The sequence below is a fragment of the Neptunomonas sp. CHC150 genome (assembly GCF_030397555.1).
GTDB lineage: Bacteria > Pseudomonadota > Gammaproteobacteria > Pseudomonadales > Balneatricaceae > Neptunomonas > Neptunomonas phycophila.
Genome location: NZ_JAPNXU010000005.1, coordinates 220,289 through 244,426, shown reverse-complemented (window position 1 = coordinate 244,426; position 24,138 = coordinate 220,289). Strand labels below are relative to the sequence as shown.

General features: G+C 46.8%; 25 protein-coding genes. 14 read left to right on the top strand and 11 right to left on the bottom strand.

Translation table 11 applies throughout. The features are described 5' to 3' along the window. Positions 1–7: 7 nt before the first annotated feature. Complete coding sequence (gene dgcA / locus OW491_RS05580; RefSeq protein ID WP_290035049.1) at positions 8–2,068, bottom strand: dimethylglycine demethylation protein DgcA; 2,061 nt, start codon at positions 2,066–2,068, stop codon at positions 8–10. Positions 2,069–2,414: 346 nt separating this feature from the next. Between dgcA and OW491_RS05575 the strand changes: the two genes are divergently transcribed. From OW491_RS05575 to OW491_RS05565, 3 genes are read left to right on the top strand one after another with little or no spacing between them, the layout of a single operon-like run. Beyond that, positions 2,415–3,107 (top strand): tetratricopeptide repeat protein, encoded by a 693-nt coding sequence (locus OW491_RS05575; protein WP_290035048.1) that lies wholly within the window; start codon positions 2,415–2,417, stop codon positions 3,105–3,107. 14 nt (positions 3,108–3,121) lie between these two features. Continuing rightward, the gene (locus tag OW491_RS05570; protein WP_290035047.1) at positions 3,122–3,889 is read left to right on the top strand and encodes a hypothetical protein; all 768 of its coding nucleotides are present in this window, start codon (positions 3,122–3,124) and stop codon (positions 3,887–3,889) included. A 5-nt stretch (positions 3,890–3,894) separates the two neighbouring features. Beyond that, positions 3,895–4,308, top strand: coding sequence for a DUF1240 domain-containing protein (locus tag OW491_RS05565; protein ID WP_215151172.1), 414 nt, complete (start codon positions 3,895–3,897; stop codon positions 4,306–4,308). 60 nt (positions 4,309–4,368) lie between these two features. Here OW491_RS05565 and OW491_RS05560 read toward each other — a convergent pair whose 3' ends face one another. The 4 genes from OW491_RS05560 to OW491_RS05545 all read right to left on the bottom strand — a co-directional run bounded on the left by OW491_RS05560 (position 4,369) and on the right by OW491_RS05545 (position 7,005). Then, positions 4,369–4,770 carry a hypothetical protein gene (locus OW491_RS05560; protein ID WP_290035046.1) on the bottom strand — a complete coding sequence of 134 codons (402 nt, stop codon included), beginning with the start codon at positions 4,768–4,770 and terminating at the stop codon, positions 4,369–4,371. Continuing rightward, complete coding sequence (locus tag OW491_RS05555) at positions 4,767–5,279, bottom strand: hypothetical protein (RefSeq protein ID WP_075173242.1); 513 nt, start codon at positions 5,277–5,279, stop codon at positions 4,767–4,769. The genes OW491_RS05560 and OW491_RS05555 overlap by 4 nt, the downstream gene beginning before the upstream one ends. A 143-nt stretch (positions 5,280–5,422) precedes the next feature. Then, complete coding sequence (locus OW491_RS05550; RefSeq protein WP_290035044.1) at positions 5,423–5,953, bottom strand: 4-vinyl reductase; 531 nt, start codon at positions 5,951–5,953, stop codon at positions 5,423–5,425. Between the two features lie 71 nt (positions 5,954–6,024). Then, positions 6,025–7,005 carry a dipeptidase gene (locus OW491_RS05545; RefSeq protein ID WP_075179420.1) on the bottom strand — a complete coding sequence of 327 codons (981 nt, stop codon included), beginning with the start codon at positions 7,003–7,005 and terminating at the stop codon, positions 6,025–6,027. Between the two features lie 316 nt (positions 7,006–7,321). Here OW491_RS05545 and OW491_RS05540 point away from each other — a divergent pair, with 316 nt between their 5' ends. Next, complete coding sequence (locus tag OW491_RS05540) at positions 7,322–8,401, top strand: 2-oxoglutarate and iron-dependent oxygenase domain-containing protein (RefSeq protein ID WP_290035042.1); 1,080 nt, start codon at positions 7,322–7,324, stop codon at positions 8,399–8,401. A 3-nt stretch (positions 8,402–8,404) separates the two neighbouring features. Further along, on the top strand, positions 8,405–9,346 hold the full coding sequence (locus OW491_RS05535; RefSeq protein WP_290035040.1) for a hypothetical protein: 942 nt from the start codon (positions 8,405–8,407) through the stop codon (positions 9,344–9,346). 4 nt (positions 9,347–9,350) lie between these two features. On the opposite strand, the gene nikR is transcribed toward OW491_RS05535, so the two are convergent. The 6 genes from nikR to OW491_RS05505 all read right to left on the bottom strand — a co-directional run bounded on the left by nikR (position 9,351) and on the right by OW491_RS05505 (position 15,244). Beyond that, complete coding sequence (gene nikR, locus OW491_RS05530; protein WP_075173237.1) at positions 9,351–9,803, bottom strand: nickel-responsive transcriptional regulator NikR; 453 nt, start codon at positions 9,801–9,803, stop codon at positions 9,351–9,353. Positions 9,804–9,957: 154 nt separating this feature from the next. Beyond that, positions 9,958–11,328, bottom strand: coding sequence for a type III glutamate--ammonia ligase (glnT, locus tag OW491_RS05525; RefSeq protein ID WP_215151177.1), 1,371 nt, complete (start codon positions 11,326–11,328; stop codon positions 9,958–9,960). A 179-nt stretch (positions 11,329–11,507) separates the two neighbouring features. Next, positions 11,508–12,281 carry a creatininase family protein gene (locus OW491_RS05520; RefSeq protein WP_277252923.1) on the bottom strand — a complete coding sequence of 258 codons (774 nt, stop codon included), beginning with the start codon at positions 12,279–12,281 and terminating at the stop codon, positions 11,508–11,510. Next, positions 12,281–13,189: an ABC transporter ATP-binding protein gene (locus OW491_RS05515; RefSeq protein WP_075179415.1), complete on the bottom strand. Its 909-nt coding sequence runs from the start codon at positions 13,187–13,189 to the stop codon at positions 12,281–12,283. Before OW491_RS05515 ends, OW491_RS05520 begins: the two co-directional genes overlap by 1 nt. A 12-nt stretch (positions 13,190–13,201) precedes the next feature. After that, positions 13,202–14,149: an ABC transporter permease gene (locus tag OW491_RS05510; RefSeq protein ID WP_290035037.1), complete on the bottom strand. Its 948-nt coding sequence runs from the start codon at positions 14,147–14,149 to the stop codon at positions 13,202–13,204. Between the two features lie 126 nt (positions 14,150–14,275). Further along, on the bottom strand, positions 14,276–15,244 hold the full coding sequence (locus tag OW491_RS05505; RefSeq protein WP_290035036.1) for an ABC transporter substrate-binding protein: 969 nt from the start codon (positions 15,242–15,244) through the stop codon (positions 14,276–14,278). A 491-nt stretch (positions 15,245–15,735) separates the two neighbouring features. On the opposite strand from OW491_RS05505, the gene OW491_RS05500 reads away from it, so the two are divergent. The 9 genes from OW491_RS05500 (at position 15,736) to OW491_RS05460 (ending at position 24,068) form a co-directional block, all read left to right on the top strand. Beyond that, complete coding sequence (locus OW491_RS05500) at positions 15,736–16,032, top strand: polymorphic toxin type 44 domain-containing protein (protein WP_290035035.1); 297 nt, start codon at positions 15,736–15,738, stop codon at positions 16,030–16,032. Positions 16,033–16,352: 320 nt separating this feature from the next. After that, entirely contained in the window at positions 16,353–16,769 is a 417-nt protein-coding gene (locus tag OW491_RS05495; protein WP_290035033.1) for a hypothetical protein, read from the top strand. Between the two features lie 16 nt (positions 16,770–16,785). Next, positions 16,786–17,097, top strand: coding sequence for a cupin domain-containing protein (locus OW491_RS05490; protein WP_290035032.1), 312 nt, complete (start codon positions 16,786–16,788; stop codon positions 17,095–17,097). Between the two features lie 58 nt (positions 17,098–17,155). After that, positions 17,156–18,025, top strand: a complete 870-nt coding sequence (locus OW491_RS05485) for a carboxylate/amino acid/amine transporter (protein WP_290035031.1) — start codon at positions 17,156–17,158, stop codon at positions 18,023–18,025. Positions 18,026–18,060: 35 nt separating this feature from the next. Beyond that, complete coding sequence (locus OW491_RS05480) at positions 18,061–19,146, top strand: endonuclease/exonuclease/phosphatase family protein (protein WP_290035030.1); 1,086 nt, start codon at positions 18,061–18,063, stop codon at positions 19,144–19,146. A gap of 164 nt (positions 19,147–19,310) precedes the next feature. After that, a complete protein-coding gene (locus OW491_RS05475; RefSeq protein WP_290035028.1) occupies positions 19,311–20,849 on the top strand; it encodes an ABC transporter substrate-binding protein in 1,539 nt (512 codons plus the stop codon). Continuing rightward, positions 20,846–21,784 carry an ABC transporter permease gene (locus OW491_RS05470; protein ID WP_290035026.1) on the top strand — a complete coding sequence of 313 codons (939 nt, stop codon included), beginning with the start codon at positions 20,846–20,848 and terminating at the stop codon, positions 21,782–21,784. Before OW491_RS05475 ends, OW491_RS05470 begins: the two co-directional genes overlap by 4 nt. After that, a complete protein-coding gene (locus OW491_RS05465; RefSeq protein ID WP_277252915.1) occupies positions 21,781–22,659 on the top strand; it encodes an ABC transporter permease in 879 nt (292 codons plus the stop codon). Before OW491_RS05470 ends, OW491_RS05465 begins: the two co-directional genes overlap by 4 nt. After that, entirely contained in the window at positions 22,656–24,068 is a 1,413-nt protein-coding gene (locus OW491_RS05460; protein WP_290035023.1) for an ATP-binding cassette domain-containing protein, read from the top strand. Before OW491_RS05465 ends, OW491_RS05460 begins: the two co-directional genes overlap by 4 nt. The last annotated feature ends 70 nt before the right edge of the window (positions 24,069–24,138 follow it).

The window sequence follows — 24,138 nt, the reverse complement described above, 5'->3', positions numbered from 1 at the left end:
CTCAGCGTTACAAGTCTTTGCACAAACGCAGCGCATCATAGATGGCCGCATGCGTATTTCGCTGAGAAACGCAGTCCCCCAAACGCCATAAAATCATCCCTTCGCCCGGTTCGCTTAAAACAGGCTGAGGTAGGGCTGCGAACAGAGCGTCGTTATCGATTTGGCCTTTGTTACGTGAGTCCGCTTTGAGCGCGTAATACAGTGATTCACTAGGACGAATGCCGTTTTCTACAACCACCTGATCGACGACACGCTCTTCCTGCTGGCCGGTGTATTCGTTCTCTAATACCGCCACTAGCTTGTCGCCCTCGCGATAGACTTTCTCTAACAGCAAGTCAGAGGTCATAATAACTTCGCGCTCATATAAACTGCGGTAGTAGGTAGGGAAGGTGGTGCCACCAATGCCGACACCGGGCTTGATATCATCAGTAACCAGTTCAACAAGTGAGCCTTTGCTGGCTAAATAATCGGCAGCCGACATGCCGGAAAACTCACAAATCGTATCGTAGATCAGCACGTTTTTACCCGGCTCAACGGTGCCATTGAGGATGTCCCACGTTGAAACCACTAAGCCTTCTTCAGCACCCCAGTGTGGGTTTTGTGTTAAGAATGGCGTACCGCCCACCGCCAAGATGCACACATCGGGCTTTAGATCTCTAATCATGTCGACATTGGCTTGTGTACCCAAGCGAATATCAACGCCTAAGCGTTCAACTTCCATGGCTAACCAGCGGGTAATTCCGGCCATTTGATCACGCTGGGGAGCTTTGGCCGCAATGTTAATTTGGCCGCCTAGCTGTTCGGCCATTTCGACTAATGTAGCCTGATGACCGCGCTCGGCAGCCACTCGTGCAGCTTCCAATCCACCTGGGCCACCGCCAATGATGACCACGTTGCGAATCGGCCCTTCGGTCTTTTCGATAATATGCGGTAGCCCCATGTATTCACGCGACGTTGCCGCATTTTGAATACATAGCACATCCAAGCCCATGTATTGACGGTCTATACAGTAGTTCGCGCCAACGCATTGGCGGATCTGGTCCACTTGGTTCATTTTGATCTTGGCGATGATGTGTGGATCTGCAATATGTGCGCGTGTCATCCCGACAAAATCCACATAACCGGCTTCTAAAATGCGCTTGGCTTGGTTAGGGTCTTTAATGTTTTGTGCGTGAATTACAGGTACATCAACAACCGCTTTGATACCGGCGGCTAGATGTAAAAATGGCTCGGGTGGGTAGCTCATGTTCGGGATAACGTTTGCTAAGGTGTTGTGTGTATCGCAGCCGGAACCCACTACGCCAAAGTAGTCGACCATGCCGGTGGCGTTGTAATATGCCGCGATCTCTTTCATGTCGTCGTGGTTTAAACCGTCTGGGTGGAACTCATCACCCGTGATACGCATACCCACGACAAAGTCTGGGCCAACCGCTTCACGTACGGCTTTCAACACTTCCATACCAAACTTCATACGGCCTTCGAACGTGCCGCCCCATTCGTCGGTCCGTTTGTTCACTCGCGGCGACCAAAACTGATCGATCATGTGTTGATGTACTGCCGATAACTCTACACCATCTAAACCGCCTTCTTTGGCGCGCACGGCTGCTTTAGCAAAGTCGCCAATGACACGCCAAATTTCTTCGACTTCAATGGTTTTACACGTAGCGCGGTGAACCGGCTCACGGATACCGGAAGGAGACATCAAGCTTGGCCAGTTCTCCCCGTCCCAGCGGGAGCGACGTCCCATGTGGGTAATTTGAATCATAATTTTGCCACCATGCTTATGCACAGCATCGGCTAGGTTTTGAAAGTGTGGGATAATACGGTCTGTGGATAAGTTGACTGAACTCCACCAACTTTGCGGGCTATCGATCGACACTACACTCGAACCACCACAAATGCATAATCCACAGCCACCTTTAGCCTTTTCTTCGTAATATTTAACGTATCTATCGGTCGTCATCCCGCCATCTGTGGCGTATACCTCGGCATGTGCCGTACTCACAATGCGGTTACGAATAGTGAGTTTATTAATATTTAACGGCTGAAAAAGGATATCGAAAGACATCATGACACCTCGGTCGGTAGTTGCTCGCTGGGGGATGGCTGAAAGCTAATCAACGGGTTGTCCACAGCTAACACACAAGTTCCTGTCAACACCGTTCTCTACGGAACGGGCGTTATTATCTGTTAACAGCATACGAGGAGGTGTAAATCACGAGTGTTCTAAAAACGGCACTGGCCTAGTTTTGAGCGGTGTGGGAGCGGTTTACCGTATTAATAATGACGGCCGAATACACAATAAAAATTAAATGCATCTTGGGTGCCGTTTCAGAATCTACCTAGCCGATAGTGATCAACCTTGTTAAGCTACCGAGCAATTCGATTATGACGGACTATAAGGATATTTACCCGTGCGAATCTACCTAGGCAAAAAGCCTTTCTCTTTTCTCATTCTGTTGTTGCTAGTATTCGTTAGCGCTAATACCACTGCCGACGCCTTAGATGATGCTAAGGATTTGTTCTATAAAAAAAATTATGCAAAAGCTAAGCCCCTTTTTTATCAATCGAAAGCGTGTTGCGAAGGCGAGGCTTTGTATTTCCTTGCCCGTATTACCGAACAGGAACACGCTCCTAATTCTCAGAGTAACGCTCTTAAGCTTTATCGTGATTCAGCGGGCAAGGGTTATGGGGCATCGATGTCGGCATTAGCTAATAAATACGCTAGCGGTGACGGTGTAGAAGTAAGTCTTCTTAAAGCGACGGACTGGTCTCGCCGAGCGAAAGAAGCAGAGCGGCAGAAAACGATAGTCGACATCATTACTTTTGATGACGAACAGGCACCGGTTGAAACTTGGAAGTTTAAGGCGAAGCAGGGGGATGTAGAAGCCATGTACCGGTTAGCACGCATTTATGACGATGGCATACTTGATACTCATAATGTCTCGTTAGCCGCCCAATATTATCAGCAGGCGGCGAATCTCGGACATGCAGAATCACAGTTTATGATCGGTTATTTTTACTGCCGAGGTATAGGTGTTTCTAAAGATATTAATAAAGCAAATCAATGGATAACAGCTTATAAAACTGATTTAAGCTGCCACTAAATCAAGGATGAGTAATGAACTACGAACAAAAGCTGCTACAGGATTTGAGAAGAAATGAATATATCATTCAAGTACTCAGCGCCGATGATTTAATTACTGAATATCAAGCGGTGAAGGGTATGGCTAAAGCCTATACGGTAGCGCTATTAGATAGCCTAACAGCAGCGCGCTTATTAATGGAGTTAGGTTACCGTGTTGATCAGCTAGAAGTTAAGTCTTACGCCAACGGCAAACGGTACGTAATATTTAAAGGGTATGCAGGTACTCGCGAGATATTTAGAGGTACTCGTTATCTTACAAGCAATCCGAATATTGTGCGCATGGCCGTAGGTCCAAGGGGTATCGTGAGTTCTGCTCGTGGAGGGTTTGTTATTGGTTTCGTATTGTCGGTTGGCTTAGAGGTGTTTGACTATCTTATTCGAGACGATGTAACGCTTAGTTATTTATTAGGCACTATATCTACCGATTTATTAAAAATAGGTGTCAGTGCGATTGCTGGCGCTGCGGCAGGATTGGCGGTGGGCTCAGCTGCTATTGTGGGTACGATTGCTGCGGCTCCACTCATCGCTGCCATTGTGACGGGGGTCGTTGTTGGTGTCCTTTTGGATGATTTAGATGCGCGGTTAGGTGTGACTCAGGCGCTAATAAAAGGCTACGAACGGACAGGCATTCGTCTACGAGAAATCGAATACGAATTTAACCGACAACTGAATTGGTTCGAGCGTAATCCGCATATGATACCGTGCTTGTTTGGGCCGTGTTCTGGCATTAGAGGTTATTAGTTGTAATGCCTAAGCGTTTTGGCTTCTGGTTTATAGCAGGCATATCCTTGCTTTCTATACCACTCATATATTTTGTAGGGAGCACAACGGTCAATGTGTTAAGCGCGTTGATCTCTCAACAAGAGAGCATCCCTTTTGACACCGGTATCTACTATTGCTTGTTGATAACGGTGTTTTGGTTGTTCTTGTTGATCGAATCGTTAGGCAAAACAAACATCATTCAACGGCACAAAGATAAGCTTTCTCTTATCATAATCGGTTGGTTTATAGCGACTGTCCTAATGGCGTTTTTTATTCCACGTTACATTAGTCAGCAACTTGAAGCCGCTGGTTATACTGCGTGTACTGACCCACGCGAAGTATCACGGGTGACACCTGGTAAAAAGCTTATATATGAGCGTAACGAATGTCAGATGTGAGTGCATGAGAGAACGATTGATAAAAGCCCCGAGAATATATAGCTTTCGGGGCTTTTTAGTTTAAAAGCAAGTGACAGGATAATCGGGGTCGATTTCTAATGCTGACGTTACCCAAAAGCTCATAGTGGAAGGTGATTCTCCATCCGTCTTTTCTTCTGGATTAAGTGTATTGAAGGTGATGGAGCAAGCCCACCCTTTATGATCACCTTGGCCTGTACACTTCTGGTAGATTACAAGAGGAGCCTCATCACTAAAGTATTCGCTTAAGCGTTGATCAAAGATCTGTTTCAGGGTTGGTTTTATATCTTCACTGAGGTCTAAACAGCCGTCTTGACTTACAGGTGTATCGCTTTTTTTCTTGAGTATATCTAATGCAAATACCTTGGCTGAATCATGCGCATGCAGAGGTGCCGAAATAAGCGCTAAGATAATTGTTGATGTTAGAGAAATTTGTTTAATCATAAGAATCTGCCATAGTAGAAAGACACTGAATTTCCTCCTTTACCATAAGCACCAGTAAATTTTCGGATAAAGGCATCAGGACTATCGCAGGCGATTTCATTCTTCGTGTTTCCGTAATGATAGACATGCCCGTTTGTAAAAATACCGATGTGTTTTTTTGACATACTGCCCATTTTTATTGAGCTGCCAAACGGTGAAATATTTTTATCTAAAGTAACAAAAACTAAGCATTCTGTTAGTGCTTTTGGCTTACTACTCCACAAGCCTTTAATTGATGATGTGTTAAATATATCATCAACACGGATAGTGGCTCCCTCAGTCTCAAGTTGCTTATCTGCAAAGGTGTAGTTTTTACAAGTAGCAGTGCCTACTGAGTAGTTCATTATATGTGATACGAAGTGGGCGCAGTGGTTTTGGGCATCCTCTTTACCTAAAGAGTGAGGACAAAGCGAAGAAATATGAAGTCCAATCTTCTCGTCTAAATTAACGGGAACTAATGAAGTACGCATAAATATCCTTATTTATATCGATCCATGATGGTACGCACTATAACGGAAATTCTTATTGATTTAAAACAGAGAGTTAATCAGATAACTCAACAAGAGTTATTAATATAAATTAAAAGCGGCTAATAATTAACCGCAATACTCTGTTACAAAGGCCTCACCTCAAACACCCCAAAGTCACAGCCCTCTTCGGCTTCGCATTGAGTCTGTTCAGAGATAGTGCGGACCGGATACCCCAAGCTCTCTGCTACTTGATCTAATGCGCCAGCGAACCAGCCGGTGAACATGTAATCCACTTTGCGGCTTACCTTGCCGAGTTGATACACAAAGCAGGAGTGGTCTAAGCGGATTCGTGCTTCGCCTTTTTCGACATCTAAATGCTCGATGGTGAAAATGCCCCAGCCACGTTGGCAAAGTCGCTTGAGGTAGTGTTCGAAGACAGCGGCACCGGATAAGCCGTGTTCTTCGGCTTCTTTTTCGCACCAGTAATAGGCCGATTTATAGCCGGCCTTGTAGAGTATTTCCGCGTATTTTTCGGCGCCCAACTCGTCTTCAATGCCTATATGGTTATTCACAAAAAAATGACGAGGTACATATAGCATGGGCAAAGCATCGGTTGTCCAAACACCGGTTTCGTCATCAACATTGATCGGTAGTTCAGGGGCATGTGTTCCCATTATTCAATCTCCAAAAATAGTCCCCGAAGGGCTGTTGATGTATACACTTACATCAAACGAGTTAAATACCTTTATGCTTCATTCCACACATCACTGAGTACTCGCAACCAGTTTTCTCCCATGATTTTGCGGACTTGTGTTTCGCTAAATCCGTTGCGTAGTAAGGCTTCGGTTAAGTTAGGAAATTCGCCTAAGGTACGTATACCTTCGGGGTTTATGATTTTGCCAAAGCTGGTGAGCCGACGAGCATAGCCTTTGTCGTGTGTTAGCCATTCAAAAAACGGCTGGCCGTGGCCTTGTGTAAAGTCGGTGCCGATGCCGATATTGTCTTCGCCAACAATATTGAAGATGTATTGGATCGCTTCAACATAGTCATCGACAGTGGACTCGATCCCTTTTTTTAAAAAGGGCGCAAACATGGTGACGCCCACAAAACCGCCGTGATCGGCAATAAACTTAAGCTCCTCATCGGACTTATTTCGTGGGTGGTCTTTTAAGCCGCTGGGTAAACAATGGGAGTAACAAACGGGCTTTTTAGACGCAAGGATCACCTCTTCCGAGGTTTTAGAGCCGACATGCGATAAGTCGCACATCACACCTACACGGTTCATTTCGGCTACGATCTCGTGACCAAAACCTGATAGTCCTCCGTCACGCTCGTAGCAACCGGTACCGATTAAGTTTTGAGTGTTGTAACACATTTGCACAACACCTACTCCCAAGTCTTTAAACACCTGAACGTAGCCAATTTGATCTTCAAAAGCGTGGGCATTTTGGAAGCCCATTAATATCCCGGTTTTATTGAGCGCCTTTGCGTGACGAATATCAGCCGTGGATTTTACTTTTATGACAAGGTCATTGTTGGCTTCGATCAGCTGGTTCATCTCTACGATGTTATTCACTGTATTTTGGAACCCTTCCCATACCGAAACAGTACAGTTGGCCGCTGTTAATCCACCTTTACGCATATCCTCAAAGAGGTCACGATCCCACTTCGCAATGACTAAACCATCCATCACGATGGCATCGTTGTGTAACTCTAATGCGTTCATCACCTTGTCCTATGCTGAGATTAAGGCTGCTGTATAAAGCGCCAATTACCATCAAGCATAGGGCGGGCCGTCATGCATGAGTGTTCTAAAAACGGCATGCGGTGGGTCTGGAACAGACATGGAGCCACTTCGCTAGTATTTAGTGCATGGGTATAGCCGTTTTGAGCTTGATAATGCGGTGTATGATTTGTAGTCTTAAATGAGTCGGGACGACCCGCCCCGAGCTTCGAGGGTAAACACTGCTTTATTGTCGATGCATCGGTTGTAGTAGCATTCTGGACGGCCAGGTATTTTCATTTAGCTTTGGGAAATTACCATGACACGCATCCGCACCACACCCCAGCATAGTGCTTTTCAAAAAATCCCTGTTATTGATATTGCCGATCTTTTTTCGGAGCATTTAAACGACCGCAAGCAGGTGGCTAAGGTGCTCGCCCGTGCTTCCCGTGAGGTAGGCTTTTTTTATATTACGGGGCATCGTATTTCTGCTACTCGGGTTGATAATTTAAAGGCGGCTGCTAAGCATTTTTTTAGCCAACCGTTAGCGAGTAAAATGCAGTCCTACATTGGCTTATCCACCAATCATAGCGGCTACGTCCCAGAAGGCGAGGAGCAGTTCTATAGTGCTAGCCAGTCGGTTCATAAAGCGGATCACAAAGAGTCCTATGATATAGGCTTTGAGCTTGATAATGCTGATTATAAAAGGCCAATGTTAGGCACGAACCAATGGCCAAACGTTGAAAACTTTCAAGCAAACGTAACCGCGTATTATCAGGATGCGTTGTCGCTAGGGAAGGTGCTATTTCGTGGTTTTGCACTCGCGTTAGGGTTACCAGAGGAGACCTTTGTAAAACAGGCGATACGACCGCCAAGCCAATTACGCTTAGTGCATTACCCCTATGACCCAAGCGCACAAGATCGAGAAGGAATTGGTGCCCATACTGACTACGAATGCTTTACCTTGTTGTTGCCCACCGCCGATGGACTGCAAGTGTTGAATGGTGCTGGAGAGTGGATAGATGTGCCTTATAGGCCTGACTGCTTTGTTGTTAATATCGGTGATATGTTAGAAGTGCTGTCGAATGGCCGTTTCATTGCAACCTCGCATCGCGTGCGCAAGGTTAAAGAGGAGCGTTACTCTTTTCCTTTATTTTGTAGCTTAGATTATGACACCTGCATCGAGCCTATTTTGCCTGTGATGGAAGGGGAAGACCCTAACAAATACAGCGCATTAGTCTGTGGTGATCATTTATACGCTCAAACAATTCAAACCTTTAGGTATTTGCAGAAGCGTTTTAAAGCCGGTGAGGTGAGTTTGCCTAAGTCAGCTAAGGCGGTAGCGTCATTTGGTCAGTTTAAAGCCATAATTGATAAGTCTAGTCAGTCGGGAGCCTAATTAATGACACTATTGGAAATAGCAAAAACACACTTATCCACAGCCTCTTACAGCGTACCCGAGTGGATGCTAGGTGCGTTTTCCCGTCGCAGTATTAGTTTTGCTGATGGCCTAACCGATACAGACACACGTGTCTTTTGGTTGCAAAGCCGTGGTTTGACCATCGATTTGCGTTTACCTCTCCCACGTGATCAACCAGTGCTGACCGACCATAGCGACGCGATACGTGCCATGTCGGATTTGGAAGGGTGGTATGCCCATACCTGCTGGGAAAATAACTTATTGAGCTGGTGTAACGGAGCGAGCTATCAGCTGCATAACCGTTGGCCTGAGCCCGCTCAGCTTCGGCGGGTGGGTAATTGTATGGTGGAGTTTGCGCCCAGTGGTGCATATGTTGAGGATTGGCGTTTGCTCAACGAGAGCGGTAAGGGGCCCCTTATCGGCTTAGAGCTGGAATCTGAAATGGATGTAGCTACTGGGGTTGTGAGTGCACGGCAAGGGGCGCTCATCATTAATGGTGAGTATGCGGGAATGGTACTTGGGCGCACACACACGACTCTGGAAACGGAGTGGATTGCTAACGGTCGTCGCTTAAAGGAGGTTGTAACTGCGCAGCCTGATCATGTTGAAGCCTTATTAAATTTTCAAACCGTACTCGCTAAACAAGCGGCTGATGGACGTTATTGTATTGAGCACTCGCTCGATAGTAATCGCGTAGGGGACTTTTTAACGTTTGACGGTTTTACTTATGCTCAATCAGAAAGAAAGTTGATACAGCGTTTACACTACGAAGGGCGCGAGGTCGAACGGGTGTGGCGGATAGACTGTCTAGAGGCTTCGTACGAGTATTGTCGCTCAACGCCGGTTAACAATCCAAGTATCCGTCAATGGCGCGCTGGCGAGAGCCCTACGCTTGATCGTTATACCCGAGCCGTTGAGGCTTAGACTTCTAATCGCCCTTTGACGACGGTAATGGATGAATGGGCGGAATAATGTAGGAGTTGATCAGTAACCGGCCGTATACAACACCGCGCAGCGTAATCATTTTATCAGCGATCATGTTGAGCTTATCGGCAGGCCCTTGAACCAGAATAATTGATAGCGTGTTGGTATGGGTCAAGTTGACGTTGAGGCTAGAGATAACTTCATCAATAAACTCAAACTGCAAATCATGCAGCTTTTTCTGTAACCCCGGTGTTGAATGGTTATAAACAAGGTTAACGGTGCCCGTCATAACTTCGTGGCCTTGTTTGGCACGATGATCATTCAGCTGTAAATTGATCATGTCGCAAATTGCTTGCGAGCGGCTTTCAAACCCGCGCTCGTTAACCATTTGGTCTAGGCCGTCTAGTAAGCTTTCAGGGAGTGAGATGCTGATTCGACTGAGTTTTTCTTTGCTCATTTTACGTCCTTTAGGCTTGTCCTAGACTCAATCTCGCTGGATGTTGTGGATTAAATGGGTGCCACTATAGCACTTTTATGTAGGTTGTTATGAGTGAGGGCGCCCGTCTCTTGAGGCGCCCATTAGTTCTTTTTATGATTGCCTGTGGGCGTTTTTAGAACAAGTGAGTGTAACGCTCAAGCTCCCATTGGCTTACATTGAGGTGATACTCATTCCATTCGGCTTGTTTAACTTTAATAAATTCATCTTTGAGCTCTTTACCGAGGACTTGCTCTACAAAAGGGTCGGCATCAAACACTTGAATGGCTTCTTGGAGTGTGCGCGGTAAGAAATCGATGCCCAACTCTTTGCGTTCAGACTCTGTGAGGTCATAGAGGTTACGCTCTTGAGGTTTGCCAGGCTCTATCCCCTCGCGAATGCCTTCAAGGCCGGCGGCTAGTGCTAAAGCGGCCGCTAAATACGGGTTAACAGCACCGTCGGCATTTCGGGATTCGCAGCGGCCGCCGCCCATGGGCACGCGAACTGAATTGGTACGGTTGTTTGAGCCAAATGAGTTAAAGACGGGTGCCCACGTAAAGTAAGGCATATCGCCTTGGCGAACGAGTCGTTTGTATGAGTTAACGGTTGGAGCGAAAACCGCGCAAAGCGCCGGGCCATGTTTAAGAATACCGCCAATAAATTGGTAACCTAGTTCGGTTAATCCCAGTCCGTTTGGATCTTCTTCTTTGGTGCATTGGAACAGGTTGCTGCCGGTGTCTAGGTCGTAAAGCGACATGTTAAAATGCGCACCGTTGCCTGTTTTATCTGCAAATGGTTTTGGCATAAAGGTAGCCAGCAGACCTTCCTGCTTGGCGTATTCTTTGGCCATTAATTTAAGGAAAGTGAAGCGGTCGCATGTTGTGAGGGCATCCGCATAGTCAAAATCAAACTCAAACTGCCCGTTAGCGTCTTCATGGTCAAAAGAGTATAAGCCCCACCCTAAATCATTGATGCTGGTCGCCATGCGATCGACCCAGTTGAAGTTGCTGAGGAAAGCACGGGTGTCGTAACAGGGTTTTTTAAGCTTGTCGTCTGGATCAGGCGCTACAAGGCTGCCGTCTTCATTTTTTTTGAGTAAGAATACTTCGGCTTCGATACCAAGGTTCATGCCAAAGCCCATTTCTTGGGCTTGTTTAAGCACTTTTTTTAATAAAACGCGTGTGTTTAATTCGTATGGCTTGCCATATAAGGTGTTGTCTGCAGGCATCCAAGCGATTTCAGGCTGCCAAGGCAGTTGGATGATATGGTCTAGATCAGGAACCGATGCAATTTCATCGTCATTGGGTGCCTGGCCAAGGCCATCTAACGCATAACCTGTATACAGCTCTGATCCGTGTGCCATGTGGTGAAGGTGGTTGATGGGCACAATCTTGCCTTTGGGAATGCCGTGGATATCCACATAGGTCCCCATACAATACTTAACGCCTTTATCGCCAAGGTTGGATTGGATAGCTGTGATTTCTGCGTCTGTTTTGGTCTCAATCATGTTAATACCTATTTCTCAATGATAGTGACCCGGCTGAGCCGTTAGGGCGGCTAGCCGAAAAATCATCAAGCAGAGCCTGTCTGGGTTACACAGGCGCTGCCCATATTTTCGCCGGGAAGGTTGGGATAGATTATTATCTAGCCGTTATGTCGTGCTTTTTTAAGGTAGCCCTGATGGGCTTACTCACCAGATAGCACGCTCTGGTGGTAACTTTGGTTAAGGGGCGCTTCTTCTTTTGCTGCGGTGTGCAGCAGCTCGGTTAAATCGGCCAGCATCCATTCGTATAGCTGGGCGCCTTTCGCTTTAGTGGCGGCGGATGGCTGACCTGTCACACCATTGGTGCTAGTGCGATTGACTGGATGGCTAAAGATACAACCGTCTGTGCGGTCTGGATCATCCGCTGCAGCTAGTTTGTCGTCTCTGACCATGTCAGGGTGCAGAGCCATCATGAGCGCTGTTTCTGCATCATTGGCGTGCCAATCTTCGGCATCATTAAAATGCGCTTTTTGAACGCGTTCTGACACTCTAGCGGTATGAACGATGGCCACCATAAAGCCATCATGCTTGGCGCGTAGCATTTCGAGAGCACAACGTAATGGCGCTTCATTAGTGACATGGCCATTAACAAAAATTAGGCGGCGAATACCCGCTGACTGTACCCAGTCTCCTAAATCGCATAACACATCAATTAAGGTCTTAGGGCTAAGTGCCATAGTGCCCGGCCAACGTTTCGAGTGACCAATGGAGCAACCGTACGGCAATGTTGGTAGCAAAATGATCGGCGACTGAGCGGCGGCATCACTGCACAAGGTATGAGCAATGGAGGTATCCATACCGCAACCCATATGAGGGCCATGTTGCTCGGTTGCTCCAATGGGGAGTACGGCGGTGTCGATGCCAGACTGAACAGCATTGGCGACCTCTTCCCAAGTCATTTGGTGCAAGTTATACATTAGAATACGCTCCCGACATCAGATTTCACGTTGACCATACGCACTAGGTTCATATGGTCTTCATCATCGTTATCCGTTGGCGGATGGATAAGGTGCTCGATGTGTTGCTTGGTTGCTAAAAACTCGGGCGATAAAAATTGATTGGGGTTTCGTGGCTGCGGTACGGGGACTTCGATTAACTCTTCAATTTCGCCAGGGTTCGCTTTGAGCACCAAAATACGGTCGGCTAGATAAACCGCCTCGTCTAAATCGTGGGTGATGAAGAACACCGTGATATCAATGTTCTTCCAGATTTCCATTAAATAGGCCTGCATTTTGGCGCGTGTTTGCGCATCCAAAGCGCCAAAAGGTTCATCCATCAGTAAAATTTTAGGTTGGTTGGCAAGTGCCCGCGCGATAGCGACGCGTTGTTTCATGCCGCCGGAAAGCTGATTCGGGTAATGGTTTTCAAACTTCGATAAACCAATTAAGTCGGCCCATTGGCGTGCATCAGCCTCAGCGCTTCCTTTATCTTGGCCGCTTTCTATTAAACCGAACATGATGTTTTCTTTAACGGTTAGCCATGGGAACAAGGTATATCCCTGAAATACCATGCCGCGTTCGGGACCGGGCTTTGTTACTTCTTTACCGTCCAGTAAAACCTGACCGGAAGTGGCTGTCTCTAAGCCTGCTAAAATCCGAATGAGTGTTGATTTTCCGCAACCGGATGGCCCTATGACGCAAACAAACTCACGTTTGTGGATGCGCAGATTGATATCTTTTAGCGCCGTGACTTTACCATTGCGCGTTGAGAACTCTTTAGTCAGCCCTTTGACTTCCATGGTCACAGGGCGCTGCTTTAAGCGATCAAAACGGTCTTTAACGGTATCGCTCTGTTGTTGGTAGCTAGGCAATTGTAGATCAGACATGTTGTTCGGCTCCTATTGTGTTTTTTGCCAGCGGAACAAGCGGCGACCAATCCATGCCAAGAGCAAATCAATAGTCAGGCCGAGGATGCCAATCATAATAATGGCGGCAAATACGTTATCGAAGTTTTTATATCGGGCTTGCTGGGTGATAAACCACGTAATACCAGAGCTTGTACCAATAAGTTCGGCCACGATTAAATACGTCCATGCCCAGCCCAGAAGAATGCGGGTATCTTTGTAAAGGTCGGGTAAAATGCCGGGAATAACTATTCTAAAGAGCATAGAACGGTTGCTCGCCCCTAAGGTTTGGCCTGCCTCTAGCAGTGAGGCGTCAAGCTTTCGCGTGGTATTGGCTACAATGAGCACTTGCTGAAAAAAGGTGCCGATGAAAATAATCGCAATCTTAGGTGCTTGGTAAATACCCAAAATAGCGACCGCTAATGCTCCGAAAGCAGGGGCAGGTAAGTAGCGAAAAAATTCTATAAAAGGCTCAAATAACCGCGAGAAGAAATCGTAGGTGCCAGCTAATACTCCCAGCGGAATACCGATAATGGATGAGAGTACAAAGCCCCAGAAGATGACCTGAATACTGCTCCAAAGGCTTTCATGTAACCATTCTTCACTGCGTCGCTGAGGTTCTGTTGTGAAGGCCGTATAAAACGCTGTTGCGACTTCATGCGGTGCTGGTAAATACACAGGGTTAGCCGGTATTCCTTGAGGCGGCGCGGTGCCGGCTTGTATCGCTTTGGCTGTTTCTGTTTCAAATACGGCGTTATCAACGAGCATATCGGTTCGAAAATAAGACACCGATCCCGGCTCTGTAATTTCGGTTTGAGGATGCCAGAAAAAAGGTAAATAACTGACTGCACACCAAAGCAAGATGGGAAGCAAAAAGCTGAACAAGGCCACTGTAGAGCGTGAACGCGGCGGCAATTGTTTATTTACGGTAAAAAGCGACATGAGTCATTCCTGAGCCAAATTTCGGATTCAACTAACATCAAATGGGGTGTTACATGCATGCGTGTTTGTCGGTTAGGTAGCAAAGACTTATCGGCTACCTAACCCTAGGCAACTAATCGGCAAAGATTAGTTAGCCGCTTTCATCAAAGACATATCAATGTACGAATCAATCGGTTGGGCGTCTTTGTACACATCATTGGCGACGTTAAAATCGTCAGCGATTTTGCTTGAGCCGTAGATCGATGTGAAACCGTCCGCTTTTTCAGCAAAGGCCATCGCTTCTTTGGTGCTCATGATCTTAGTACCATCGATAAAGCCTTTGTATTCATAGGGAGATAGTCCTACACGTGCTGCCATAATTGATATGGCTTCATCACGCGTGCTCTCATCGTTTAGGTAAGCAACAGCCATATCCCATGCTTTAATGACTTTGGCCCATTCTTCTTGGTGTTGAGCCAAGCTGGAAGGCGTAACCGCTAGCACGTCGTAAATTAACCCCGGCTCATCTTTAGATGAGTAGATACGGGTTGATCCCGGAACTAAGGTGAGTGCTTGTCCTGAATTTGGCTGCCAAGCAACAATCGCATCCACTTGGCCAGAAGCCAGCACTTGAGGGGTTTCGTTAGTAGGAACGTTGACCAGCTCAACATCTTTTTCTGTCATACCGTTCTTTTCTAAAGCATTCAGTAACAGTAGGTGCCCTACAAAGCCAATTTCCACTCCTACCTTTTTACCTTTTAGTTCTTTAATCGATGAGATCCCCGGCGCCGCTACAATCATGTCGTTACCGTTGGAGTAATCGTTGATCAAAATCATCACGTTTTGCGCACCGGTAGCGCCAGTGACTAATGCATCACCATTCGTCATAGTAACGGCGTCAAGCTGACCTGCCGCAAAAGCATCCATGCTGGCGACGTAATCGAACCATTCGAATTCGACGTCGACCCCCACCTCTTCAAACATATTTTTTTCAATAGCGATTTCCCAAGTGACCCAGCCAGGCCAGTCGCTGTAGCCAATCTTGAGAGGTTCGGCCATAGCCGAGGAAGCCAGTGCGAGGCCTGCGAATACAGTAGCGATCAGTCGTTTAACCATTGGAGACTCCAGAGTTATGCTCAATTACAGGATTTTGGTATTACGATTTTCAATTTCTGTAATACTGAAAAGCATTTAATGTGCCAGTTATAGATGTGAGTGGTTAAGTTTTGTGCAGTAAACGACGCTTGCGAGAGGCGCTCTATATAGATATGGATAAGGTGCATACCCTTGGTGATACCGGTTTTACGGGGCTGATAGCGTATTTTTGCATTCGATTTGTTGGTTGTTATTCATACAAAAAGTGATTGAGTGATTTCATTCAATCAGTGTGTAAGGGGAGGGCAACGCATCGTATATGCGATGTTTTAGATGTCGGGTTTGTTCACTAGCAGTGCACTCTTACCGTTAACGTGACTCAGTATGAGGCGCTGAGTTATCTTACAACGTAAACGAGTTTGACCTAAAAGGAGCAGAGTATTAGTCTGTCATTGCTTGTTTACTAAGCTACGACTAAGGATGAGTCGAACAATTTTATGAAGGGAAGCGCTATGCCTACAATCCAAGCTTTAACCAGCTACATAACAAAAGAGATGAGAGTAAATGCCCACTCATCTCAGGCCAGAGATATTCGTCAAAAAAATCAGAGTTTACTCGATACTTTTAAAGCGTTGACCCAATGGAAATCTATGGTAGGCAATCGCCGACCATGGGACCACAAAGGCTACATTAAGAATACCTACGGCGAATGGGCTCTGGATGCTGAAACTGAGACAGAATTTAATTTTGATATATGGTCAAACATCCATTACGGCTATGTAGGCCGCAGCGTTGGGTTTTCGGGATAGACACTTAAAGCCGGAGCTGGTTATGCTCAATGGGCTGCAGGAACAAGCCCCAAGGGGTATTGGTCTCGGCGAGCAGATACATTCGGTGATGCTGATGTGATAGCGGCTTTTGATGATCCTAAAGATCAAGCAGCTATACAAATTGGTATTGCTTTATGGGATAGCTATAAATTAAACATCACATCAGATCTTCTGCTTGAAGCGCTTCGCTTGAATCGATCTTCTCTACAGACGCGATAATTGCCATGAAATTAAGATTGCTTATTCTTTCTATGTTTTTTTTGTTAACGGCTTGCTCTAATAATGGAGACACAGATCACGTGCTAACTTTAAAGCAATTAAAACCATTAGAAACCATAGCGCTTGTAATGAAAGCTCAAAATGCAGATGCCATGATAGATCTTCGTGATCAGCCAATACGGTTTGTGCCTGAAAGCTTACGGGACCTTGTTAGCAGCCATGAAGTAGAGGCGCTAAAGGCAGCCAATATTCAATTTGTCGCAAATGACCCAAGTTTGGGTGGTGTATTATTTGAAACAGAAACCATAGGTATCGCTATATCAGGTACATCAAAAGGATATTTATATGAGGTACAGCCGCAAGTTAATTTACATGTAGCGGATATTGCTAGTGCATTTGAGGAGCGTAAAGCTTCTATTGGCTCGGATACTTCTTTAAATGTGCAATTGTTACAGGTGTTGGAGAGCCCTTGGGCTTTGTATCTAGAATCTTATTGATGTAATTGCTAACGCTATGCAAATAACCCGCAGTAAAACCTTCACCGCTGATCGCGCCTGGGGTGCGAAAAACATTGCCAACATGAATGGCATCACAACGCGCCTGCATTGGACGGACCAACCGTATCAGTGGCATATCAACGACGGTGAAGAGGTGTTTGTTGTATTAGATGGTACTGTCGAGATGCGTTACCGACTAGACGGGAAAGAGCACTCGGTTTTACTTGAGGTTGGCGATATTTTTTATGCCTCGGTTGGCACAGAGCATGTAGCGCACCCGCAGGGTGAGGTGCGCGTTTTAGTGATCGAAACAGAAGGTAGTGTGTAGCAGATCGGGAGCGCTGTATAATCAATGTTCACTACTGATCGCATTGAGCCAACCTTCCATGACTTATCTGTTTGTTATTACTATTCTATGGGCGTTTTCATTTAGCCTAATCGGTGTTTATTTAGCTGGCCAAGTGGATGCTTGGTTTTCCGTTTTTATGCGTGTTGCGTTAGCAATGTGTGTGTTTTTACCGTTTTTGAAATTCCGTGCGGTACCCGGTGGCTTAGCGCTTAAGTTAATGGCTATAGGTGCGATTCAGTTGGGGTTGATGTACAGCTTCTATTACCATTCATTTCTTTATTTGACGGTGCCTGAAGTTCTGTTGTTTACGGTAATGACGCCTATTTTTGTCACCTTGCTTAACGATGCCTTGGATCGGCGTTTTAATGCTCGGTTTTTTATTGTGTCGGTTATCGCGATCCTAGGTGCGGTAGCAATCCGTTATGATGGAATTAATAGTGGATTTTTGACCGGGTTCTTCATCGTGCAGGGCGCGAATGTATGTTTTGCGTCAGGGCAGGTATTGTACAAACGATTAATGGCGCACCATGCTGATATTCCACAGCATACGGTTTTTGGTTACTTTTTTATCGGTGCGTTTATGGTAGCCGCCATTTGCTTTGTAGCCTTTGGCGATATGAGCAAGCTACCGACTACGCCCATTCAGTGGGGAATCCTCACTTATTTAGGCGTCGTAGCCTCGGGTATTGGCTATTTTGCTTGGGATAAAGGAGCAACACAGGTGAACGTGGGGAGTTTAGCTGTGATGAATAACCTGCTGATCCCCGCTGGGATTATAGTTAATGTGGTCATTTGGAATCGGGATGCCGATATTTTAAGGTTGAGTGTTGGTGCGGGAATTATTTTGTTGGCATTGATTATCAACGAGCGTTTTGCAGACCAATCGCGTAAAGCGATACAAAGTTAGATCGCTTGCCGGCTTACGCATGTTATAAGGATATTATGTTCGCTATATTGACGACGCTGACGCTTGTTACCGTTTGTTTAGTCGTGGTTACCGTTTTACCAATGACACGTATCACGCATTGGTTTGTTCGTGATATGGACTTTCCACGCTTCCAAATTGCAGTTGTGGCTATTGTGCTTATGGTGGCGCAAAGCGTGGTTCTCGATGCGCACCATCCTTTACGTTGGCTATTAGCGGGTGTGACATTGATCTGTTTGGCTGTGCAGCTATGGTGGATCTTGCCTTACACCCAGTTATGGAAAAAAGAAGTTAAGACCGCTTCAGAAAGCGATCCTAGTCAGCAATTAACGATTCTGACCTCTAACGTGCTCACGCCTAATCGAAATGCAGAGGCTTTAATTGACCTCGTTCATACGCATAAGCCTGATATAGTTGTAACGCTGGAGTCGGATCAATGGTGGCAAGACCAATTAGCGGTGCTGGAAACAGAGCTTGCGTACAGCGTGAAATGCCCGTTAGATAATTTGTATGGGATGCACCTTTACTCGCGGTTACCCTTTGATGAAGAAGAAGTCGCCTTTTTGGTCGAAGACGATGTCCCCTCTATTCATTTGCGCCTGCAGCTTCGCACGGGCGATAACGTTCGTATGCATTTTATCCATCCAGCGCCGCCCAGCCCTACCGAAAATACATCATCCTCAGAGCGTGATTCCGAGTTGGTTATCGTGGCTAAAAGTGTGGCAGAAACCACAGAACCCGTTGTGGTAACAGGGGATCTAAATGATGTTGCTTGGTCGGCTACCACACGCTTATTTCGTAAAATTAGTGGGTTGCTCGATCCGCGCATAGGGCGTGGTATGTTTAATACCTTCCATGCGGATTATTTCTTTCTGCGCTGGCCGCTTGATCACCTTTTTCACAGTGACCACTTTACGCTAAAGTCCATTCAGCGCCTGCCATCGATAGGCTCAGATCATTTTCCATTGCTGACGACACTTGTTTTCACCCCTATTAACGGTGCAGACCAGGTTGGCTTAGCATGCGAAGCCGACGATAAAGCGTTAGCGCAAGCTATCGCTGACGATCAGCAAGTGGAAAAACATGATGTTCCTTTGCATTAAGCATTCTTTATTTAGACAGTAAGGTCGTTTCTAGCTTTAGGATATTAAGCAACAGCATAGTGTGTAATATTGTTATGATATAACATATTTGTGTTTGTTTTCTTATACTATCAGCCTTTAACTTAAATTAACTCGGACATTATGTCTCAAAAATAGGACGGACGATGGATCGCTTGTTATTACAAACTCTTTTCATATTTACAATGCTTTGGAGTTTCTCAGCACAGGCCGTTTCGGATACGGCTAATAAATCAAATACAGTCAGGATAACTAGTCCATTTGAGTTCACTAGTTTAGACCCCAGTCAGCAAGGTTATCTGTTTACAAGGATGCAGGTGATCGAAACGTTGCTCAATGTAAACGAGCAAGGCAGCTTGGTAGCGGGGCTGGCAACACAGTGGAGTATTAATGATCAGGGAAGGGTATGGCGTTTTGAGTTACGCCCAGATGTACGTTTTCATAACGGTACCGCATTAACAGCTGAGGGCGTTGTTAATAGTTTGCGTCGTGCTCAGGAGCGTCAAGGCCCTTTTAATAAAGTGCCTGTGAAAGATATTCGCGTTGACGAACAAAACCAAGTCATCATTGAGCTTGAGAGGCCGTATCGAACGCTGGGGGCCGTTGTGGCTCACTACAGCACAGCCATTATTGCGCCAGCAGGCTTGGATGATAAAGGTCAAGTGACACAGCTCGTAGGAACTGGACCTTATCAGATGGTTTCGTTTGAGCCGCCCCATGCTTTTCAAGTTCAGCGTTTCGACAGTTATTGGGGGCAAGTTGCCAGTATTGAATATGCCACCTATTTAACCAGCCATCGTGCCGAGAGCCGGGTATTGCAAGCGCGGACAGGGCAAGCCGATGTCGTTTTTAACCTTGATCCTGCCAGTGTAATGCAGTTAAAGCGCCTGCCTTCTGTTCAGTTAGAATCGCTGAATTTACCACGCACATTAATGGTTAAGTTAAATAGCCAGCATCCGTTTCTAAATGAGCCGAATGCCCGCCGTGCCCTTAGCTTGGCCATAAATCGAGTGGGCATTGCCCAAGCTATTTTGCGCACGCCGGGTGCTGAAACCGATCAGTTATTACCGGCTTCTATGCCTTTGTGGCACCTCGATCGCGAACTGGAGCCTAGTGATCTTACCCACGCAAAGGCGTTGCTTGGTCAACTGGGTTGGGTCGCTGACGATGAGGGGATGCTGGTTAGGGATGGTAAACCCTTTAGCTTACGTTTAATCACTTATGCTGATCGCCCTGAGCTTACAACGGTGGCCACGGCGTTGCAGGACCAATGGAAACAGCTGGGTATTCAAGTGAGCGTTGATATCACGAATTCGAGTTCGATACCGGCGGGTCACCAAGATGGGACCCTCGAAATGGCGTTAATTGCCCGCAATTATGGCTTTATCGCCGATCCTCTAGAGGTTATCCGGTTAGATTTTGGTTCCGAGCAAGGAGGTGATTGGGGGGCCATGGGTTGGGATAGCGAAACGCAAAAAGATATTGAGCAAATGTCTGATGTGAATGACCCTCAGCGCTATAAAGCCCTAGCGCAAAAAGTAGCATCCGCGATCTATGATGAGCGCCCTGTGATCCCGGTAGCGGCTTATACTCAGCATGTGGCGGTTCAGAAGCGGGTTAAAGGGTTTAAGCTGGACCCTTACGAGCGCACTTTTTATATCAATGAATGGGAGTGGGCCAAGTGATTCGCCAGATCATAATGAGACGCTTGGTCCAGCTGGTGGCGGTGTGTTGGGGTGTCGGAACCCTAACCTACTTACTGGTAAAAGCGTTGCCCGGTGACATGGCTTATCGCATTGCCGCTAGTCGTTATGGAGCGGATGGTGTGGATGCGACAGCAGCGGAGTTAGTAAGGCAGGAGCTTGACTTAGACGCTGGTGGTTTTAGTGCCTATGTTGATTGGTTACTTGCCTTGGTGAAAGGTGATTTTGGCAACTCGCTAGTCAGTGGGCTGCCTGTGATCGACTCATTGGCCTCCATGTTAGGGCATTCAGTATTACTTGCAGTGGTCGGCTTAGTCGTGTCTGCTGCTATTGCGTTTCCCGTTGGTTTAATGTGTGCCGCGTGGGGCGGTCTTTGGGATAAATGTTCTTTGGTTATTTCGACCTTGGTTCGGGCAACCCCCATTTTTGTCCTAGGTGTTATTAGCCTCATCATATTTGCTTTAGAGCTACCGTGGTTTCCGGTGGCAGGTGCTGAATCGGCGCAATATTTAGTATTGCCTGCGTTAACGCTCGGTGTGAGTTTGGCGGCGGTTTCGAACCGTATTGTTTGTAGTAGTGCGCGAACGGTTTTTGCTTCGCCGTATTATCAATTTGCTCGGACTAAAGGCTTATCGGCATGGCGGACTTTTTTTCGCCATGGTGTTCGCAACTTGGCGGTTCCTGTGGTTGCTTTTATGGGGATTCAATTAGTCACGGTGGTTGAGGGAATGGTGATGATCGAGTCTTTATTCTCGTGGCCTGGTATTGGGCACGGGTTAGCACATGCGGTGTTTGCGCGTGATATTCCAATTATCCAAGGGGCGGCGCTATTAATGGGCGCCTTGTTTGTCGTGTTAAATCTAGTGGTCGATGTTCTTTGTTATCTGCTAGATCCTCGTGGGGAGGTGGTCGCATGATTAGCACTTCTCTAGTGGGATCGGTGTTACATCGTCTTGCTCGGTTAAGTCTTTCCCAAAAGCTAGGCATGAGCTTGTTGGTTCTGTTGGTGGTTTTTGCAATCTTTGCCCCTTGGATGACTCAGGCGACCAGCGATCAACAAAACTTATCGGCTATTCTAATCCCCCCTAATGCGGAAGCTTGGTTAGGCACCGATCATTATGGTCGTTCTATGTGGGTGCGTTTAGCAGAAGCGTTACGTTTGTCGTTATTAATGGCCGCGTTAAGTGTTATTACAGCCGCGTCATTGGGGATTGTTCTTGGAACACTTGCCGCGGTTGGGCCTCGTTGGGTCGATCGGATCCTGGATGGGGTGATGACCATTCTGTTAGCACTACCCGGGCTAGTGTTAGTGCTGATTCTATCGGCGATGCTTCCGGGATCGTTTGGCATGCTCTATTTAGCGATAGCGCTTGTGCAATGGGTTGAGTACTTTCGCGTAGTAAGAGCGATGGCAAAACAGGTTGTACAAGGGCCAGCAATGGTCTCTTCTCGACAATTAGGCTTCGGCTTTGTGTACTGCTTTAAACGTCATATTTGGCCTGCTATAGCGCCACAAATTATGACGATAGCGGCATTCGGGGCAGCATCATCGGTATTGATGATGGCATCACTGGGCTTTGTTTATGTTGGAATCCAACCGCCAACAGCAGAATTAGGATTAATGATTGTTGAGTTGTTTCCTTACTACAGTGACGCGCCTTGGTTGCTGGCTGAGCCACTAATGGCGTTGGGGTTGTTTATTTTGAGCTGCCATTTACTGGCTCAAAAAGCCCCTGATACCCTCAATATGCAATCGCTCAAAGCGGACGTACGCAAGGAGGCTATGGTATGAAAGAGCTATTAAGGGTCGAGAATTTATGTGTCTTCGCCGGCGATACTCCTTTAGTTGAGCCTGTTTCATTTTCGCTTAAGGCCGGAGAGCGCTTAACACTCTTAGGGCAAACCGGATCGGGTAAAAGCCTCTTAATGCAGGCGATTATGGGGACCCTACCTAAGGAGCTTCGTAGCCAAGGGGTAATGGAAGTAGCAGGGCAGGTTTTTAACCTTGGGGCGATGACGGCGTCTATGCATAAAGCGCGTGTCAAACTATGGGGGGTTCAAGTCAGCGCGCTACCTCAGGAGCCGTGGACTGCGTTAGATCCACTGATGCCTGCTCAGACGCAATTGAGCGAGACATTACGATGGGTAGGAGGTTACGGCGGGAAAGATGCTCACAGCGAAGCAGCAGCCCGGTTGACACGTTTAGGCTTAAAAGGAGCAGAAGGTAAGCGAGTCGATCAGCTGTCTGGTGGTATGGCTCAGCGGGTCGCTATCGCTTGCGCTATGGCGGGAGGCGCTTCTATTTTGTTAGCTGATGAGCCAACAAAAGGGTTGGATGTATCGCGCCGGGATCAGGTGATCAGCGACTTACGTGAACAAACACAAGATGGCGTGCTGATTACCATTACGCATGATGTTGATGTAGCCCGCCAGTTACCGGGGCGTATGATGGTCATTCAGCAAGGTTGCGTTTTAGAAACGGGGGATGTGGAGTCTATTATCAATGCTCCTCAGCACCCATTTACACAAGCACTAATTGATGCCTCTCCTGCTAGTTGGACTAAGGAAGCGCGCGATACCGTGGATACCTCGCCCGTATTAAGTGTGAAAGATTTAACGATTGCGCGTGGTGGTAAGCCGCTACAACGTGATCTTAATTTCGAGGTTCATGCTGGAGAGGTGCTGGGTGTTGTAGGCGATAGTGGGTGCGGGAAAAGCACTCTAGGAGATACCTTGCTGGGTATGCTCACGCCGGAATCAGGCCGTATAAAACGCCATGTAACAGCGGCCAGTCACCAATGGCTAAAGTTATATCAAGACCCCGTCGCTTCAGTGCCTTCTTCTGTTTCATTACGCACCTTACTGGATGATGTGCTTCGCCGACATGCGATAGCCCCTGATGATGTTCCACCGCTAATGCAGCAGTTGGAATTAACAGAAGAGGTGCTAACTCGAACAGCGGATGGTGTGTCGGGCGGGGAGCTACAACGGTTTTGCATGCTACGTGCGTTGCTTATGAAGCCAGTATGCTTATTTGCGGATGAGCCAACGTCACGTTTAGATCCGATTACCGCCAAAAAAGTCAGTGCAATGCTGGTGACTGCTGCTCAAAAGCAACGATGCGCCGTGATTCTAGTGAGCCATGATCCTGACTTAATTGATCATCGATGCGACCGAGTTATACGTTTATCAGCACTTTAGTCGAGAAATATCGCCTTTAAAGTAGTTAAATCAGACTATAAAGGCGGTTTTACTAGACAATTGCACAAAG